The sequence below is a fragment of the Tenacibaculum sp. DPLXC6 genome (genome assembly GCF_056815515.1).
Genome location: NZ_CP141806.1, coordinates 694,682 through 713,396, shown reverse-complemented (window position 1 = coordinate 713,396; position 18,715 = coordinate 694,682). Strand labels below are relative to the sequence as shown.

The 18,715-nt window shown below is 33.3% G+C and carries 16 protein-coding genes; 5 read left to right on the top strand and 11 right to left on the bottom strand.

Annotation, left to right across the window (positions count from 1 at the left end; genetic code table 11):
• Positions 1 to 47 precede the first annotated feature (47 nt).
• The 5 genes from VCM48_RS03215 to VCM48_RS03195 form a co-directional block, all read right to left on the bottom strand.
• Positions 48 to 689, bottom strand: a complete 642-nt coding sequence (locus VCM48_RS03215; protein ID WP_482271592.1) for a hypothetical protein — start codon at positions 687 to 689, stop codon at positions 48 to 50.
• Between the two features lie 596 nt (positions 690 to 1,285).
• Complete coding sequence (locus VCM48_RS03210) at positions 1,286 to 1,909, bottom strand: FMN-dependent NADH-azoreductase (protein ID WP_482271591.1); 624 nt, start codon at positions 1,907 to 1,909, stop codon at positions 1,286 to 1,288.
• 66 nt (positions 1,910 to 1,975) lie between these two features.
• On the bottom strand, positions 1,976 to 2,557 hold the full coding sequence (locus tag VCM48_RS03205) for a Crp/Fnr family transcriptional regulator (protein ID WP_482271590.1): 582 nt from the start codon (positions 2,555 to 2,557) through the stop codon (positions 1,976 to 1,978).
• Between the two features lie 23 nt (positions 2,558 to 2,580).
• Entirely contained in the window at positions 2,581 to 3,231 is a 651-nt protein-coding gene (locus VCM48_RS03200; RefSeq protein ID WP_482271589.1) for a class I SAM-dependent methyltransferase, read from the bottom strand.
• Between the two features lie 120 nt (positions 3,232 to 3,351).
• On the bottom strand, positions 3,352 to 4,347 hold the full coding sequence (locus tag VCM48_RS03195) for a dienelactone hydrolase family protein (protein ID WP_482271588.1): 996 nt from the start codon (positions 4,345 to 4,347) through the stop codon (positions 3,352 to 3,354).
• A 139-nt stretch (positions 4,348 to 4,486) separates the two neighbouring features.
• Between VCM48_RS03195 and VCM48_RS03190 the strand changes: the two genes are divergently transcribed.
• Positions 4,487 to 4,696, top strand: a complete 210-nt coding sequence (locus tag VCM48_RS03190; protein WP_482271587.1) for an SHOCT domain-containing protein — start codon at positions 4,487 to 4,489, stop codon at positions 4,694 to 4,696.
• An 88-nt stretch (positions 4,697 to 4,784) separates the two neighbouring features.
• On the opposite strand, the gene VCM48_RS03185 is transcribed toward VCM48_RS03190, so the two are convergent.
• On the bottom strand, positions 4,785 to 5,258 hold the full coding sequence (locus VCM48_RS03185; RefSeq protein ID WP_099214218.1) for a nucleoside deaminase: 474 nt from the start codon (positions 5,256 to 5,258) through the stop codon (positions 4,785 to 4,787).
• A 218-nt stretch (positions 5,259 to 5,476) separates the two neighbouring features.
• On the opposite strand from VCM48_RS03185, the gene VCM48_RS03180 reads away from it, so the two are divergent.
• Both VCM48_RS03180 and VCM48_RS03175 read left to right on the top strand, forming a co-directional pair.
• A complete protein-coding gene (locus VCM48_RS03180) occupies positions 5,477 to 6,334 on the top strand; it encodes a hypothetical protein (RefSeq protein ID WP_482271586.1) in 858 nt (285 codons plus the stop codon).
• Between the two features lie 162 nt (positions 6,335 to 6,496).
• Positions 6,497 to 6,982, top strand: coding sequence for a hypothetical protein (locus tag VCM48_RS03175; protein ID WP_482271585.1), 486 nt, complete (start codon positions 6,497 to 6,499; stop codon positions 6,980 to 6,982).
• A 233-nt stretch (positions 6,983 to 7,215) separates the two neighbouring features.
• Here VCM48_RS03175 and VCM48_RS03170 read toward each other — a convergent pair whose 3' ends face one another.
• Both VCM48_RS03170 and VCM48_RS03165 read right to left on the bottom strand, forming a co-directional pair.
• Complete coding sequence (locus VCM48_RS03170) at positions 7,216 to 8,352, bottom strand: NAD(P)/FAD-dependent oxidoreductase (protein WP_482271584.1); 1,137 nt, start codon at positions 8,350 to 8,352, stop codon at positions 7,216 to 7,218.
• A gap of 8 nt (positions 8,353 to 8,360) precedes the next feature.
• The gene (locus tag VCM48_RS03165; protein ID WP_482271583.1) at positions 8,361 to 11,549 is read right to left on the bottom strand and encodes a LodA/GoxA family CTQ-dependent oxidase; all 3,189 of its coding nucleotides are present in this window, start codon (positions 11,547 to 11,549) and stop codon (positions 8,361 to 8,363) included.
• Positions 11,550 to 11,971: 422 nt separating this feature from the next.
• Between VCM48_RS03165 and VCM48_RS03160 the strand changes: the two genes are divergently transcribed.
• Positions 11,972 to 12,220 carry a hypothetical protein gene (locus tag VCM48_RS03160; protein ID WP_274640032.1) on the top strand — a complete coding sequence of 83 codons (249 nt, stop codon included), beginning with the start codon at positions 11,972 to 11,974 and terminating at the stop codon, positions 12,218 to 12,220.
• 74 nt (positions 12,221 to 12,294) lie between these two features.
• Here VCM48_RS03160 and fumC read toward each other — a convergent pair whose 3' ends face one another.
• Positions 12,295 to 13,695 carry a class II fumarate hydratase gene (fumC, locus tag VCM48_RS03155; RefSeq protein ID WP_482271582.1) on the bottom strand — a complete coding sequence of 467 codons (1,401 nt, stop codon included), beginning with the start codon at positions 13,693 to 13,695 and terminating at the stop codon, positions 12,295 to 12,297.
• A 145-nt stretch (positions 13,696 to 13,840) separates the two neighbouring features.
• Between fumC and VCM48_RS03150 the strand changes: the two genes are divergently transcribed.
• A complete protein-coding gene (locus VCM48_RS03150) occupies positions 13,841 to 14,017 on the top strand; it encodes a hypothetical protein (protein ID WP_164505156.1) in 177 nt (58 codons plus the stop codon).
• A 166-nt stretch (positions 14,018 to 14,183) separates the two neighbouring features.
• Here the strand turns inward: VCM48_RS03150 and VCM48_RS03145 are convergent, their stop codons facing one another.
• A complete protein-coding gene (locus VCM48_RS03145; protein ID WP_482271581.1) occupies positions 14,184 to 16,631 on the bottom strand; it encodes a TonB-dependent receptor in 2,448 nt (815 codons plus the stop codon).
• A 127-nt stretch (positions 16,632 to 16,758) separates the two neighbouring features.
• A complete protein-coding gene (gene yidC, locus VCM48_RS03140; protein ID WP_482271580.1) occupies positions 16,759 to 18,639 on the bottom strand; it encodes a membrane protein insertase YidC in 1,881 nt (626 codons plus the stop codon).
• Between the last annotated feature and the right edge of the window lie 76 nt (positions 18,640 to 18,715).

Genomic DNA, 18,715 nt, shown 5'->3' with positions numbered 1-18,715 from the left:
GTTTATGGCTTTATAAAAAGGTAAAATCAGGCAACACTCTTTATATATTACTGTAAGTTATTTTGTTGTAATTTACAAGTGAAAATAATATCAAAAGAGGGTACTATCTTTTTTATTTCTCCTTTTATATTTTTTTGATAAAAAGGCTCTGTTTTTAAGTATATTTTTCCTTTTATAGTTTCGTTTATCTTATATTCTATAGGTTTTGTTATTGTTAGTTTAATTTCGTCAGTTAAAAGATTAATGTTGTCAAAGAGGTCTTTTTCTTCTTTTGATTTGGAATAAACTTTCTTAGTAGTTAATAAAGATACTTTTCCTGAAATACTATCTTTATATATTTTTAAAAAGAAACCAACACCTCCTGTGTACCCTTGTCCACCAATAATTTTGATAGTATCATTAGATAAATTACAATTACAAACAGATTTTATGAATTTCATATTTAAGTCCCTTTGAGTTTTAAGAAAAGAAAATAAGTCACTAGACTTATCATTATTAAATTCATTAGCGTTTTTAATATCACGTATATTAAAATTTAATTGTCCAATACTATGATTTCCATATTGTTTTATTTCTACAATACTGTCAATTTCTGTTATAATACTTTTATCAACTAGTATAGGGTTTTCAGTTTTTTTATTACAGTTATTAAGTAAGAGTAGACATAATATTAATTTAAGTATTCTCATTTTCTTAAATTGGTGTTAACTAATTTATATATAGTATAAAACCACAATACAACCTTAAATAGTAAAATAATTAGAGGGCGTAGCAATTTTTACTCATCCAAATATAAAAAAAGGAAGATAAAAAAGTGTAACTTTTTTATCGGGACGACACCCCAAGCCTAATCGGGACGACACCCCAAGCCTAATCGGGACGACACCCCAAGCCTAATCGGGACGACACCCCAAGCCTAATCGGGACGACACCCCAAGCCTAATCGGGACGACACCCCAAGCCTAATCGGGACGACACCCCAAGCCTAATCGGGACGACACCCCAAGCCTAATCGGGACGACACCCCAAGCCTAATCGGGTCAACACTCCTTGCCTAAGGGGAGTGACACTCCCTCGGTAAGGGGAACGATACTCCCCGCCTAAGGGGAGTGTCATTCACTGCCTAAGGGGAGTGTCATTCACTGCCTAAGGGGAGCAACACCAAACAAGTAAAAAGATAAAAATAGATGCGTGTGTAGAAAAATGTTTGTTAGGTGCTGTGTTAAATAAAGAAGGCATTAAAAAACGCTGTTAACATAAGTATTAACAGCATTTTGATGGTGGGTTAAATAGCTTCAATTTCTTGATATATCTTCTTTTTAGAGTTTTCAAAAATAGCCCCTCCAAACTCCTCATTATCTAAAGAAATTATAGAAACATCTTTAATGCCCATAATTCCAAAAACAAACTTTAAATAGGTAGTTTGGAAGTTCATATGTTCATTTTTTTCATTTTCACCGTAACCAGTATCTCCTCGGCTAGATAGAATAAACATTTTTTTGTTTTTCAGTAAGCCAACATAATCACCATCGGGTGTACCTGAGCGGAATTTCCATGTTTCATTAATTCTCATAAGCTGATCTATGTAAGCCTTTAATCCGCTTGGTATAGACCAATTGTACATAGGTGTTCCAAGAACATATACATCATGTTCTTTAAACTCTTTAATTAGCTTATCGCTCAAGTTAACCCCTAATTGATTTTCAGCTGTTCTATCTTCAGGCTTAATAAAGGCACTAGCAATCCATTTTTCATTGATGGGAGGTATTTCTTTTAACCCAACTTCTCGGTATGAAAATGTATCGTTAGGGTGCTTTTGTTGCCAATTCTTTACAAAGAGTTGGGTTAATTGCCTACTGTTCGATTTTTCGTTTCTTACACTTGCGTTGATAATAAGTACCTTGTTCATATCTTAATATTGTTTACATGATATGGCAAAGTTCGTTGTAGAAGAAATGAAAAAAATTGACCTAGTTTAAGATGACTTGTGTTTTTTACGAATTCTGCTTAAAAACTCAGGAGTTACACCTAAGTAAGAAGCAATTAAGTATTGAGGAACTTTGTCTGCTATTTTTGGGTAGTCTTTTATAAAATCAAGATACCGTTGTTCTGCATCATACACATTGTTATAAATAATTCTTCTTTGCAAGCTACCAAGATAGTTTTCGAGTATAATTCTAAAAAAACGCTCCAGCTTAGGTATTTGTTTTAGCATTTTTTGAAAAGAGTCATAGCGTATCTGTAACAATTCAGTTTCTTCTATTGCTTGAATATTATAAATAGAAGGTTGTTGCTTTTGAAAGCTATCAATATCTGTAGCCCACCAATTTTCTATGGCAAAATATAAAACTTCTTCTGTTCCTGTAGCAGCGTTTATATAAAAGGCTTTAAGAGTTCCATTAACTACAAAGTTATCGGTTCTACATACATCACCATTTCTTAAAAGGTATTCTCCTTTTTCAAGAGTCTTTTCAGTCCAAAAGCTTTTAATGATATTCTCTTCTTCTGAAGTTAACTTGATGTATTTTGAAATTGATGTTATTAAGGCTTCTTTCATTTAAATAGTTTTAAAAAAGTGAATTACTCCTTTTTTAATTTGGCTAGGGTATAGGTTCGTTCTACAAAATCACCTGTTTTACTTGTAACTCGTTCAGTTTTATGGATAAGCTCGTCAATTTTTAAGTGAGAAGCACTAACAAGTGCTTCCATTTCTTTTGTGCCAAAAAGCTGAAACGTATCTCCCACAAAAGGTAAGGTTTTCATAAACTCTTTGTTGGCATAGGTTAAAATACAAATGCCATTGGGTTTTAAAATGCGTTCAATTTCTGTTATTAGTTTTTGAGGATTAGACCAAAAATAAACTGTATTTACACTCATAACACAATTAAAAGAATTGTTTTTAAACGGAATTGTTTCTCCGTTGTATAAAGAAAACTCTGCTTGTGTAGTTGTGTTAATAGCTTTAGCTTCTTCGTACATTGTTTTAGAAATTTCTAACCCAAAGTAATTTATATTGTTAGCTATAGCTAATAACTTTTGTAAATGTCCGCAATTACCATGACCTAGTTCTAATACAAAATCATTGTCTTGCAACTCTAAAGAATCAATAGTGCTTAAAGTCATGTTAATATTAGTCTCGTTCATGTTTTTTCCAACTTCAACGCCTAATTTTCCTTCAGGACAACTTAATTGTTTTTCTAATTCCTTAATTTCTTCCTGTGTTAATTGCATAGCTTTTTGGTTGAGATTAATAGTGGGATATTAAAAAACTAAATTATTGAAAATAGAACTTGAAAACAAGATAAACCGAGAGTATAAAAAATAGCGATATAATACATATTTATATCTTTTTTATTTGTCGTTTACCCAGTTCAAAAAATCATTAAAAACAGTGTTCCAATGTTTTTCATATTTTCCATTCTCTAGTTCTTTTCCAAATCCATGATCTAAACCTGAATAAGCTTTGAATGTTAAATTGTTTTTCTGTTTCCTAATAAACTCTATTGGAATTAGGTAAGCGGATTCAGGAGCTACAGCCTGGTCTTTTGTTCCAATAGCTACAAATAGAGGCTTTGAAATTTTTAATAAATTGTCAATTGGTGGCTCAGAAAAAGAACTCCATCTTTTATAACTATTGTTTTTACCTGCCCAATATTTATCGGTAGCATTAGGGTTTGCCATTATTTTTTTAAAATCTTTTAATATTGAATTAATCTCTCTTTGTGCTTCTTTTTCACTAATTAAACCTTTAACTAATTTATTTCTAGTAAATGTAATAAAGTCAATAAACTGTGTGTTTCCTCCACCAGACAAATACCCAAAATGAGTTATGCTGTTATTTACAGTTCCTAATTTGGCAACAACATCGCTTCCTTCAGAATGTCCGAGAGCAATAACTTTTTTGAATTTATTTGGGTACTTTTTAGTTATACTGTTAATTACTTGGTCAGCTTGATGAGTTCGATACGCTAATGTTTGGTTTTCATAGTAAGATTTAGGAACAGGAAACTCCTCATCCATTTTTGTTAAGAAAGGAAAACCTTTTTTAGATATTACAACAAATAGATAATTATCAGGCAAAAGGTTAAAATCAAGAGGCAATGTAGTTCCAACATACGTTTTTCCGTTTTCTTTCATTGTTTGATATAGAGACATTGCTTTGGAACCTTGAATATATAAGAGAAGAACATTGGTAGATTCAATATCTTTTTTAGCATATGTATGATAATTAATGGTGTCTTTACTTGTTACTACAGAATAGTGTTTAAAAGTCTTTAAGTCTTTTGTTCTTTGGCTAAAGGATGTTGAACAAATACATAACGATAATAATAGTGTAAGTAGTTTCATATAAATCTTTTTAATTTTATATTAAAGACTGAAAAGAAAAAGACATGTTGCAAAACTTATATTTAAAAGTGTATTTAACTGGCATTCAGTTGTATAATTTCGTAACTTAGTGTTGCTTTAATATAAAAACTAAATAGTTATGCATTATCACGACGGACATTTTTGGGGTATGCACTTTGTATGGTGGATTGTTTGGATAGTAATAGGAGTATTCTTTTTCTTGTCTTACAGTTCTTTATTCCAAGTAACAAAAAAAGAATCTCCGTTAGAAGTCCTTAAAAGACGTTTTGCAAAAGGTGAAATCACTAAAGAAGAATATGAAGAAGCTAAAAAAGTACTAGATTCTTAAGTGTAATAAAAAAGAACCCCTCTGTAAAAACTACAAAGGGAACTTTATTGGCATCGCCAAAGGGTATAATATCTCGAGGTTATTTACTCTAATACTCAATTTTATCTTCTTTCTCAGACCATTTCTGGAAAGGTTCTAGCGCAATATCACGTCCTATTTGCTCAAACGGAATACTTCTCTTTTCGTACGGTAACGGAATTTCTTTATAAATAAATTCATCATCAAAACCAATGTTAGCAGCATCTTGTTGGTTACTACCGTAAAAAACTTTATCAGGACGCGCCCAGTAAATAGCTCCTAAACACATAGGGCAAGGTTCGCAAGAAGTGTATACAATACAACCATCTAACTGAAAAGAACCTATATTTTTACAAGCATCACGAATGGCAGTTACTTCTGCGTGAGCTGTAGGGTCGTTAGTAGAGGTAACTTTGTTGTTACCACGCCCAATAACTTCTCCATCTTTTACTACAATACAACCAAAAGGACCTCCTTCGTTATTTTGCATTCCTTTTAAAGCTGCTTTTACAGCTTCACTCATATATTCTTCGTGTGTATTCATTGTTTAGTTTTTAATAAAAAAAGGGTTACAAAACTAAGCCTTTTCTTTGATTCAATTTACGAAATAAAACACTTTTTAAAGTAAGGGCATAAAGGGTATATACACTTGGCATCAAAAAACAGCTTTTTATAACTATAATTTAAGAGTTTATGCCATCTTTTTTAATAAGCTACTAAAATATTCGCTAATTTGTAACTATTATCAAAAACTAATCAATCATGAAATTAACAACCAAACTTATTTTAAATGCAATGCTTGTAATGGGTGTTGTATTTTTTAATTCTTGTAAAAAGAAGAAAAAAGAAAACGATGCTGTAGAGCCAGTAGAAGAAGTAGCTTACAATAAAACAGCAACCCAAAGTTTATGTGAAAGTGATTGGTTCCCTCACACACAAACCCCAGCCCCTTCAGAAGGAAAAGGAAGTCCGTTTGATGTATCGAGCACAACCAATGCAATTTTTCATCAATGGTCTTGGCAAAAGTTTTTATGGCTAACTAAACCAGAATATCAAATAGAAAAGTTATTAGTAAAACAAGAAGGAAAGGAAGTTCCTTTATACGTAGGAGAAACGTTACCGTTGTTTTTAAACCCAAAGAAAATGCACCAAGTTACAGCTCATATGCAAGATGTAAAACAAAAAGAAGGAGCTGCTTTGGTTTTGGTAGATACTGCTCAAGCAGGATCGGGCGGAACTTTAAAAACAAATCCTGCTTATAACGAAGATGGAGTTTCAGAAACAGTATTTTACTCAATTCACATAAGTCCTACAATGAGAGAAGCATCAAGAAAGTATAGAGATTCTATAGTTAGCGAAACTTTAAGTGGAGATAATCAAGCATCTTTTCCGGTGGGCTCTTTAGAGTTAAAAGTATCATGGACACCAGTAACTGCTATTGCTGAAGAAGAGATAGGTAACTATTATACAACAGTTGCAGCCTTAAGTAGAGACGGAGAAACATATACTAATACTGAAGTAGCTTTATTAGGAATGCACGTTGTAGGTATTGTAGAGAATCACCCAGAGTTTATTTGGGCTACGTTTGAACATGACGATTTAGCACCAAACTATAACTGAAAAGATAATAACGCATCTTCATCTACCAATAAATTATTATTTGCTGAAGGTACTACTACAGGAATTGATGGAATTGTATGGAGTAATGGTAGTGCAAAGTTACCTTACAAAGCATACGATTTATTTAAGTATGGAGTTCCAAGAGATAGCGTAGGAAACTTTATGAACACAAGCCAATCAGAACCTGTAAACTTTAATAACATAGAGAACCTTAATCTTTGTGTAAAAGAGAATTTAACTGATGTATGGAAAAATTACTTCTATAATGGTTCTCTTTGGATTGATACAGATGGATTGACACCTGAAGAGCAAACAGCTACAATAAATAGTTTAGGAGGAAACATAGGAAACGCAACACCAGATAGTACTTCGGTAGCAAGAGGATCTGTAAACTGTGCTAATGTTACTATGGAAACATATACACAAACTTTTAAAAGTAGTTTAAAAGATATTGAAGCAGATAATTTAGCAAACTGTTTTAGCTGTCATAACGCTGTAAACTTTTCAACAAATAATAAATCACCATTGTATATAAGCCATGTATTCAATGCTTACTTATTAAGAGGAAAAGGAAAAACATTTGATGAAGTTGAAGCTCTTAAAGCGAAACAAGAAGTAGAAGACTTTATGAAGAACAGTTTAAAGTAAAGTTTTTAAGATTGACTTTACAAAAAAGCCTCTCCAGTCTATTTAATTACTGGGGAGGTTTTATTTTTGTTAGTTGTTGGCATGTTTTACTTGAAAGAACAGTCATTCCGAACGGTAGTGAGGAATCTCACTCAAAGGAGTTACTCTTATTCTTTTATTGTAAGTCTTTATTTTTGTTTCTTTTTATCGTCATTAAGAGGAAGATATGACGAAGTAATCTGTCCGTAAAATTATCAGCTAATACTACGCCTTTTCCAAAAAGGAGCTTCTTTCCATCGAGTTTCAGTACTATAAAAGAAGTTTTTATGCTTAAGGTAATGATTCCAAACCTGTTGTACTTGTTGACTATATAATATATTGAATTGTTCCATCTTATCAGGATGTAAATCCTCAATAAAGTCAATATTTATAAGTAATTTTTGTAGTTGCATTGCATTTGCCATGGCATTAAACATTCCTTGTGAGGAAAGTGGATCAAAACTCATAGCAGCATCACCCAAAGCTATCCATTGTTTACCAGCTACCTGTTCTAAACGAGTAGAATTGGCACTTACCGTGCCATGAAAGTTAATGTTAGCTTCGTTTTCTTTAACTAAAGGAGTAATAAGTTTATGTTGTTTGGCAAAAGCTAAAAAAGCATCTAGATGTTTAAACGTATTCCTATCTACCAAATCTGCATCTGTTTGGAAAGCGATTACTCTTTTGTTGTTAGGAACTATAGCACTATACCACCAACCTAATTCATCAGCAACAATGGTACTCATGGTATTTTCTTGAGTATTAGGTAAGGTCATCCAGCAAGCTATCAACTTATCATAGGAGGTACGTTTAATATCTAAGCTCTTTGTGAAATGAGATTGCCTACCAGTAGCATCAATTACAAACTTAGCATGAATGGTATGTGTAGTTCTGTTTTTTAAATCATCAGACTTTGTTATTACTTTCCAGTAGTTATCTTCGTAAGAAGTATTAGAAAGACGTGTTCCCCAAACACAGTCAACACCTCTTTCAATAGCAACCTTTCTTAAATAAATTTCAAACTCTTTTCGATCTAAACTTCTAGAGAACCCATCGGGGTTTCTTAAATGATCTACAATTTGAAGTTGATTACTTCCCCAATAAGATTGCATTCCTAGATTATTTCGGAATATGGTTTGTTTTACAGCATCCGATTCGTTTTCTAATAGATTTAACTCTTTTAAAATCCGTTGTGCAGCAGGTGCTAGGGATTCTCCAATTCTATCAACAGGTTCAACTAGTTTATCTAGCAAGGTAATATTATAATAATTAACTAAAGAAATGGCGGCAATGCAACCTGCAATGCCACCACCTATAATTAGTATGTCAGTAGTACTATTATATTCTTTCAATTCGTATATTATTTAGGAATATATCTTGAAAAACGTGTCATCTTCTCAGGTATACCAACTTCCACTCTTTTAGGAGCTGCTTCTTGATGTGAATCAGACTGTTTCATGTGATGTAACTTAGAAGCAATTAAATGTATGGTTTTAATAACATTTGGTGTTGCTTTAAAGTCTTTTTCTAGTTCATTTTCCGTTAAGCTTAACAAACTACGCTGAGCATCTTCCAATACAAATTGCTCGTTTAATAAATTATCATGTGATAGTTTTTCTACAGCTGTATCTATTGTATTTTGAACTCCTTTCTTTAATGTACGTTTAGCTGTTAAAACACCTTGTAAATCTTGTATCGTAGCTTTTAATAATGCAGCTTCTTGTTCTGGAGTAGGGGTAATACCCACTTGCATTTCTTCAGGGAAATTTGGGTCATGCTGAACTCCCGGACGCTTTTGAACCACCGCTAACTTATCAAAATACTTAATCATACTATTAATTTGATTCGTATAAGTTGGTGCTTCACCATCTAAAGGAAGGTTGTCTAACCAATCGGAACGGAAATTAAAGGCTTGAATACGGGTTTCCTCTGATAAATTAGTATCCATCGTTTCTTTATAACGCTTTTCGTTTAAGATGTTATTCGGTACTCTCGCAGGCCAAAACGTTGGTAAATACGGATCATATTCACTAGTGTATCCATCTCTACAACTTGCTGTATCAGTTTGCCAAGGTATTGCCATCCAACGTGTAATTCCCCCAGCTACTTGTCCGCCTAAAATAGGCCCTTTTGCCAATGGTAATGTATCATTATTCATCATTGGTCCGTAATACGTGGTATTCACAGGCGGTGTTTTAGGTGCATGTTTAATTCTAAAAGGTGCCATATACATTCCTGACGAGCGCATAGGCCATGTCATTTCACAACCAGGATGGAAAGCATCTGCTAAACAAAATTCCATAGCAGCTTTGGTTAACATATCAGGTTGTTCAGCAACAGGAAGTTCATCTATCGTTGGTGGTTTAGGTACGTGCGGACACCCAGTCATATCCACATAATCCGCATCAAAATCACCTTCAACCCATTGGTCTAAAAATTCTAATTGTAAATCAGATAACGTAGCATGTTGACGTACAGATCCTGTGGAAGGAATACTAATTGCATCACCATACAACCAAGGCCATAGTTGAGGAGCTTCTGCTCCAGACACATCAAAACGACGGAAGTTGTTAGAAATGGTTCTTCGCATTTCCATATAGGCAGGCGACGGATTTCCTAATCGTTTTATCCATTCGTTTGTGGTATAATCAAACTGACCTCCAAAACCAAAAGCACCTGCAAAACCTGCATTTACCCATTGTAAGTCAGTCATACGTTGGAAAATTGGTAAAATATCTTTGGTAAACGATGGTCTGGTAGGACGTACTAACATTTTAGACTTTACAGCTACATCACGCATTAAATCCCACATAGTACGTACCGATTTTTGCATCGGTGCATAATCTGGTGGAGCACAAATAACCCAAGCAGGGTCTACTTTTAATTTTACACCTTCATATTCAACTTCCGCAGTAACAGGTCCGTCTGAAATATCATCGTGCCAACCTTCGTTATTTGCAAACGTAATAGCGATATCACCGTTGATGTTTTCCGATTTTCCATGTCCGCCTAACATAACTAAACGTCCTTTTTCATCCGTACGCATCTCACCTAAGTATACTTTTTTAGATAGAAATTCTCCTTCAAAGAAAGGACCTTCGGTAACATTTGTTCCAGTAATAGACTTTGCTCCGCCGTCAATCAATAAAGAGTTACGGTCTTTTACATCAATATTACGTAACATAGAAGGTGGCATATCGGCCGCTTCAGGAATATCTAAGGCAATGTTAAACTGATACCAAGACGATTTTTGATTGGCTAAATGGCTATGCCATGTAATTTTGGCATTTTCAGCAGTTAATTCTTTTACTGCTTTTCCGGCAGCATTGAATCCGTAGATTCTAAACTGTGCCGCTTGCCTTTTTAAGGCTCCTGTTTTATCTCTATATGCATACGGATCGGTTTGTGGTTCAGGGTTGTCAACCAACGGACCGATAAAGTATTCATTTTCACTATTTCCAACACGCATGACACCAATAGGAGGATAGATACCTGCTTTTACAATACAGTCGCTATTTTCATCGGTGTTACCCTCAAACTGTGGATTGATTTCCTTAGGTTCTTGTAATTGCTGCCCGTTTGCTTGATGACGTGCTTCTGCACTTGCAGCATATACTACTTTTCTTGCTTGTGCAATAGATCCTAATGGTTCGTGTTGAGGTAAGGTTCTCCAAATATTAAAAGCTAAGTTGCTTCCAAACTCTGCTTGTCCAATACTCGATACATCTTGTTGAGGTAAATGTAATTTAGCAATGCAGATATACGGACTTTCTTCTGTGCTCCAAACTACTTGTGCATCATCTAACGGCATAGTAGCATCGTTGGTACGGAGTTGTATTTCGAAACGGAAGGTAGCTTCTTTGGTTAACAAACGTTGTTGCAAATCAATACCTAAGTAATTGTTATCGTTAAAAGGAGTTCCTTTATAGGTGTCTTCAGGAACTAAACGATATTTTACAATTTGAGAATCGCCTAATTTGAAAGGAAGAATTGCCCAGTAGCTAGCACTTAATACACTAGCTTCTTCTTTGGTCATTGCCTTTAAAATACTCGCTAATTCGGGATGTTTTGCTATGTAAGAATCGTAATCACGATCAATAACACCAGCAGTGGTAAAACTACACATCTGCTGTGCATCACGTGCAAAAAAACGATCGATGTTTTGAAAGATAAAATCAGCATTAGTACCATCTCCTAATAGTTTAGGTCCATCTACACCGAAGAGTTTTAAACCTACACCTAAAGTAGAGTGTAAATCAGGAGAAGTTGGTCCCGTATCACTTGAAAAACGAACAGCACATTCGTAAGCGTCACCTGCAAAAATTCCGATTTTGAATTTTTCTTCGATGTCTTTGTTTACTACAAAACGACCGTAGGCAATCCCGTGTTGTTTTCTAAATACTGCTCTTTCTGCAGGTTGTTGTCCGTTTTCAATGCGTGTTTTTTGTCCCATTTCTACAAACATTTCTTTTAAACGTTGCGTAACTTGGGTAATGTCTCCATCGCAGTTCCAGCATGATGAAGATTTGTCTTGTGAGGGGTTTGTCATTTTTTTGGTTAGTTTAAGTTTGACATTATATACCTTTAAAAATAAGGAATATAAGTTAGAGTTGGTTTTAAGAAATTCTTAAGCGTTTAGTTTTTGGGTATTAATTGTTTGCATTTAGATTTGAGAGGGATATTTATAAAGCTCTTTATTGTTAGATAGAATAGTTATTGAGGGCTTTATGTAACTATAGATTAGAAGTTTTTCTATAGAATTAACGCATATCCTTTTGTAGAGTTATTAGTTATCCGTAACTTCATACTTTGAAAAAGCAAAAGTAATTCTTACTACATTCCTTTTATTTTTTTGATTGAACAGAGAATACACTATGTATATACGTAATGGTGTATTACCATAAATTATGGTGTTTTATAACATGAATGATAATTGTAAAAAGAAACTATTAAAAACCTAAATAAATAATTATGACAAAGACGGAAATGAATAAAAAAGGAGTAATAGGTATAACCAAACAAGCAAGTTTAATAGATAAGAACATTGGTTTGTATAAAGAGCATTTTATAAATGAAGATTTTGGGTATACTGTAAGATTATCTAATGGAGCCATTGAAGTACCAAGAAAAACAGCTGAAGATTATGAGGTACAAAAAGGAATTGTTACTCCTGAAAGAATAAAAAAAATAGCAGAAACATATAGACATAAAGAGATATAATTTATTTTAAAGTTCGTTAAACAAAAAACCACAACATTTAGTTGTGGTTTTTTATGTTTATGTGAAGGAAGTGATTATTTTAAACTTCCTGTCATGTCTTCTGGTTTAACCCATTCGTCATATTGCTCTGGAGTTACATATCCTAAACGTACTGCTTCTTCTTTTAAAGTAGTTCCGTTAGCATGTGCAGTGTTTGCAATCTCAGCAGCTTTGTAATATCCTATTTTAGTATTTAATGCTGTAACTAACATTAATGAGTTGTTTAATAACTCAGTAATTCTTGTTTGGTTTGGTTCAATACCAGCAGCACAGTTTACGTCGAATGACACACAAGCATCTCCAATTAATTGAGCTGATTGTAATACGTTAGCCGCCATCATAGGCTTGAATACGTTTAACTCGTAGTGTCCTTGTGTTCCACCAACAGTTACTGCAACATCGTTACCCATAACTTGTGCACATACCATTGTAATAGCTTCTGCTTGTGTAGGGTTTACTTTTCCAGGCATGATAGAAGATCCTGGTTCGTTTGCAGGAATGATAATTTCTCCAATTCCTGAACGCGGTCCTGAAGCCATTAAACGAATATCGTTGGCAATTTTATTTAAAGATACTGCTAATTGCTTTAAGGCTCCGTGTGTTTCTACTAACGCATCGTGAGCAGCCAAGGCTTCAAATTTATTTTCAGCAGTTACAAATGGTAATCCTGTAAACTCAGCGATATACTTAGCAACTAATACATCGTAACCAGCTGGAGTGTTTAATCCTGTTCCAACAGCAGTTCCTCCTAAAGCTAATTGAGCTAAGTGTGCTAATGAATTTTTTAAGGCATTTAATCCGAAGTTCAATTGTGCTACATATCCAGAAAATTCTTGGCCTAAGGTTAGGGGAGTAGCGTCCATTAAGTGTGTACGTCCAATTTTAACTACATCTTTAAAAGCTTCTGATTTAGCTTGTAACGTGTCGCGTAATTGCTCTACACCAGGAATGGTTACTTCTACAATTTTTTTGTAGGCTGCAATGTGCATTCCTGTAGGGAATGTATCGTTAGACGATTGTGATTTGTTTACATCGTCGTTTGGTTGAATAGTTTTTTCACCTTCACCAATTACATTTCCTGCAATTTCGTGTGCACGGTTAGCAATAACTTCGTTTACATTCATGTTCGACTGTGTACCAGAACCTGTTTGCCAGATTACTAATGGGAATTGGTCGTCGTGCTTTCCAGCTAAAATTTCATCACATACTTGTGCGATTAAGTCACGTTTTTCAGTAGCTAATACACCTAACTCTGCATTAGTGAAAGCTGCTGCTTTTTTTAAGTACGCAAATCCGTATACTACTTCTAATGGCATAGAGGCAGCAGGACCAATTTTAAAGTTATTACGAGAACGCTCAGTTTGTGCTCCCCAATATTTATCAGCTGGAACTTCTACTTGTCCCATTGTATCTTTCTCAATTCTATATTTTGTCATTTGGAATGATTTAAAATGCTTAAAATTAATGATGTCCAAAATTACAAATTCTAATAGTTTTTAATAGTGATTTTTATCAGATTTTATTGGAGGAAAAGAAAAATAGTTATAATTTTGTGGCATAACAATTATTAATAAGAAACAAATGTTAGATTTTTCAGAATTCTCAGGATTGGTATTATTCATGTTTATTTTTACAGCTGGATTTTGGCTGTTAATTTTCTTATTAACATTTGTAGTTCCTTACTGGATTGGTGGAACTATCTGGGAAAATATGAAGTTAAAAAGAGAAGCTAAAAAAGCTGCTGAGGAAGGTAAGTAAGCTTTTTATTACAATATATTCTAAAAACCACGCTAATAGCGTGGTTTTTTTTATAGCTTTATTTTAATATTAGGGCACACACTTTAACCTGATTTAATTCTTACTGTAAATAAAAAAGAGAACTATTATAGTTCTCTTTTTTATTAAGTTTTATAATGTTTAGGAATTAGAATCCTTCACCGCCTCCATCAAAGTCACCATTACGACCTGAGCGTTCACGTTTTTTCTTTTGATTAAATCTATAAGTAAAGCTTAGTGTAATTTGACGCTCTCTCCATTGAAATTCTTGATAAGACATTACTCTAGCTGTATTCGTGTAGCTTTTTCTTTTACGTTCGTTAAATAGGTCACTAACGTTTAAAACTAATGAGGCCTTGTCCTTGAATATATCTTTACTGAATGCTAAGTTGGTAACAAAAATACCTTCTCTACTACCTTGTGCATCATCTTGTGGTCCTCGATACATAATACGTGTTTGCCAATCTATTTTCGCAGGTAAAGTAATTCTAGAGTTAAAACGAGCAAACCAACTGCTACTATTTACTTCAGGTAAAGACTCAGTTTCGGTTACTAGATCACCATTGATAGGATTAGTATAAGAATAAGTGTAGTCGAAAGCATCTGTTCTAAACTTAAAATAGTTAAAAGTTGCTGATAAACGTGCCCATTTTGCTGGATTATAGTTTGTTGTTAGTTCAAGTCCGTAACGATCTTCATCATTTAAGTTTAAGAACTGACGTACGAAAACATTTCCTTTATCTCTTGTTTCAATTCTAGAAACAGGTCTGATTAAATCAGTTGAAAATTGATAGTATAATGAAGAGTTTAAGGTTACTTTACTAACTCTTGTAGTATACCCTAAGTCAAAAGAACTAGTATATGTAGGGTTTAAGTCTGGATTTCCTTTAAATACGTAAGTATCTGAACTACGTGTTTCGAATGGGTTTAAAAACCAGTGACGTGGTCTTCGTAATCTACGAGCATACCCTAAAGTTAAGTTATCTGTTTCACTAAATTCATATCCTAAATTAACGGTAGGGAACCATTCAGTATAGTTTTTATCAGAAAATTCACCAGTATTTAATACTGTTAAATCAACATCAGTGTATTCTGCACGTAATCCTAATAGGTATGAAAATTTATCTATTTTACTACCATATTGGGCGTAATAAGCGTAGATATATTGTTTAAAATCTATAGCATTCGAAGGATCAAAATCAAAAGGTTCTCCATTTTCATCACGAACTCTAAAATCAGAAGTTAAATCTTGTAAATCCGCTTTATGACCTAATTCTAATTGACTTTTCTCTCCTAATGGAAGTACATAGTCTATTTGTAATAATCTATTTTTAGATTTAGTAACTTGACTATTTTGTTCAGCTAAAATGTTGTTGTTAGTAATATCAGCAAGTTCATCTTCTTCGTTTTCGCTATACTGTAAGTCAATAATTAATTTTTGACCTTTGTCATCAATATTATTGGTATAGTTTAACGAATATTGAGTGTCAATATCGTCTTCAGTTTCAGTTTCTACTCTCTTTAAACTTCTGATAGGGTCGTTAGCAGGGGAAAAAACATCTGTATTGTTTGTGGCAATATCTTTACCGTCATTATTTCTATAAAAAACTGTTCCTGTAAGAGAGCTTTTATCGTTTAAATAATATTCCAAACCAAAAGAACCGTTAAAACTTTTATTTTTTCGGTCATAGTCTCTTTTTTCAATACTTAAACTATCGATAACACCGTCGGTTAAATATGTAAAATCACTAAAGGCATTTCCTGGACCTTTTCTATAAGAGTAACCAAGATTTGAAAAAATATTGAACTTTTTTGTACGGTAGTTTAAATTACTACTAACCCTGTACAAATCAGGATTACCTACAGAAAAGTTTAGAGAACCATTGAAGCCTCTTACTTTTCCTTTTCTAAGAATAATATTTAAAATACCAGCTGTACCCTCAGCATCGTAACGAGCCGAAGGAGAAGTAATAACTTCAACTTTTTCAATAGCATCAGCAGGTAAGTTACGTAAGGCATCTGTACCACTTAAACCTACTAGAGCAGAAGGCTTTCCATCAATTAAAATACGTACGTTTTCATTACCACGCAAGCTTACAGATCCTTCAGCATCTACATTTACTGATGGGACATTATCTAAAACATCAGAGGCGTTACCTCCTTTTACAGTCATGTCTTTACCAACGTTATAAATCTTTTTATCTAACCGTATTTCAACAGTAGATTTTTCTGCAATAATTTCAACTTCTTCTAATGTCTCTGCATCTTCTGAAAGTAAAATAGTTCCTAAACTTTTATTTTCAGTTAGAGTATGATTTCCTAAACTTTTGGTTTTAAAGCCTATAAATTCAACTTTTATATCATATGTGCCAGATGAAGCATCGATAGAAAAGCTTCCATTAGCGTCAGTAACTCCTCCAATAATTTGTTGTGTGTTAGTGTTTGTTAATACTAAAGTTGCGTACTCTAAAGGTTGTTTAGAGTTTGTTTCTAATACTTTACCAGTTAGGGTAACTTTAGAAGCGATACCTTTTGTAGCACGCTGTGCAACAGCTGTAAAACTAATTAGTAAAATAAGTAGTGTAATTTTCTTCATTATGTTGATTTATAAAGCTTGTTTGACCGCAAATTTCCCCAAAGGTTTAATGGGGTTTAGTTAAAAGAATGTTAAATAAAAAAAGGATGCTTTTAGCACCCTTTTTTTTATCAAAAGTATATTGAAATTATTTCTTTTTAGCACGTTGTTGTGCAGCTTGTTGTTCTTGAGCTTGTTTCATGGCAGCATCTAAACGCTCACGGAATTTACTCTTTTTAACAGGCTTCTTTTTGTTCTCTTCAATTTTAGCATGAATCTTAGCTTCATCAATAACATAGTTCTTAATAACAAACATAATTATGATGGTTAGTAAGTTTGAGATAAAGTAGTATAAACTTAATCCACTAGCATAGTTGTTAAAGAAGAATAACATCATAATAGGAGAGAAGTAAATCATCCATTTCATCATCTTACTCATATCAGGCATTCCTTCTTGAGTAGGTGCTTGCATGTTAGCTTGTTGGCTTTGGTTCATTTTCATGTAGAAAAAGATTGCAATAGATGCCAATATTGGAAACAAACTGACATGATTACCATAAAAAGGGATATCTAACCAAGAAGGTAGCTTATAAATAATGTCATAAGAAGATAAATCGTTAGCCCATAAAAATCCTTTTTGTCTAAAATCAATATTGGTAGGGAAAAACTTAAATAGCGCAAAGAATACAGGCATTTGCATTAATGCAGGTATACATCCAGACATCATACTTACTCCAGCTTTTCGCTGTACTGCCATAATTTCTTGTTGACGCTTCATAGCGTTTTCTTTCCCTGGATATTTTTTGTTGATTTCTTCCATTTCTGGACGAATCACCTTCATTTTAGCACTTGATAAGTAAGATTTGTATAATACTGGAGACATGATTATACGTACTACAATTGTCATTAAAATGATGATTAATCCAAAGTTGCCAATAAATCCTTTTAACATATTAAATACAGGGTAGAATATGGTACGGTTTAAGAAACCAAAAATACCCCAACCTAAATCAGCAATTTCGTCTAAACTAGTTCCTTCGTAAGACTTTAATAAATTATAATCTGTAGGTCCATAAAACCATTGCATGTTATAGTTTAACTCTCCATTTGTTAAAGCTAACGGAGTTTTTAATCCATAGGTTTTAGTGTATACACTATCTTTATCTTCACCTGCAAAGTCAACAGATTTTAAAGTGGCATTACTAAATGGTGTGTCTGATGTTAAAATAGAAGAGAAGAAGTGTTGTTTATAAGCAACCCAATCAATATCACTCACAACATCATCATCATTCATTTGTAAGTAATCTACTTCGTCATCAGCTTTATAATAGTAGTAAGAGTACATGTTTTCGGTTTTCAAACTCTTTTCGTGTCTAAAACCTTTTAAACTCCAATCTAAATTTATTTCTTGTGAACTATTAATAGTATTACTCAACCCTTGTGAACGAACGGCAAAGCCTACACGGTAATCACCTTCCTTCATTTCGTAACGATACTCTAAAAACTTAGCTTCAGAAACCTTTAATTTCATAGAAAGTACTTGAGTATCTCCATTTTTGGTTAGAGTAGGAGTAAATAGTAAATCTTTAGTATTTAAAATTCGGTTATCAGTAGTTCCGAAGTTAATATTAAAAGAAGCATTATTATCCTTTACTAAATAAAGAGGTAATGAATCGTATGTTTTGTAGTTTTTAACTAAAGCTTCTATAATCTGTCCACCTTTATTGTCGATAGTTAACTTTACAAGATCATTTTCAAGTGTAGTATTTCCCTCTTGACTTTTAGAAGCTCCGTATGCAAAAGCACCAAACTTATTTTGTAAAGCAATTTGTTGTAATGAATCGTTTACTATTACATTATCAGTTAAATTGTTTTGAGTGTTGGTTGTTGTAGCATCAGTAGTTTGCTCTGTCTGGGTAGTAGCTTCAGGAGTTTCTTCTGGCTTTTGTGTGTTCATCCACCAAAGCATAATTCCTCCTAATAAAAGCATTCCTATAAAGGAATTTAAATCAAATTTTTTTTGTTCCATTGATATATGTTAAAATGTCAACTTGTCATTTAAAGTTTTTCTTAAAAGCTGAAAAACCCGACAAAGGTAGTAAAAC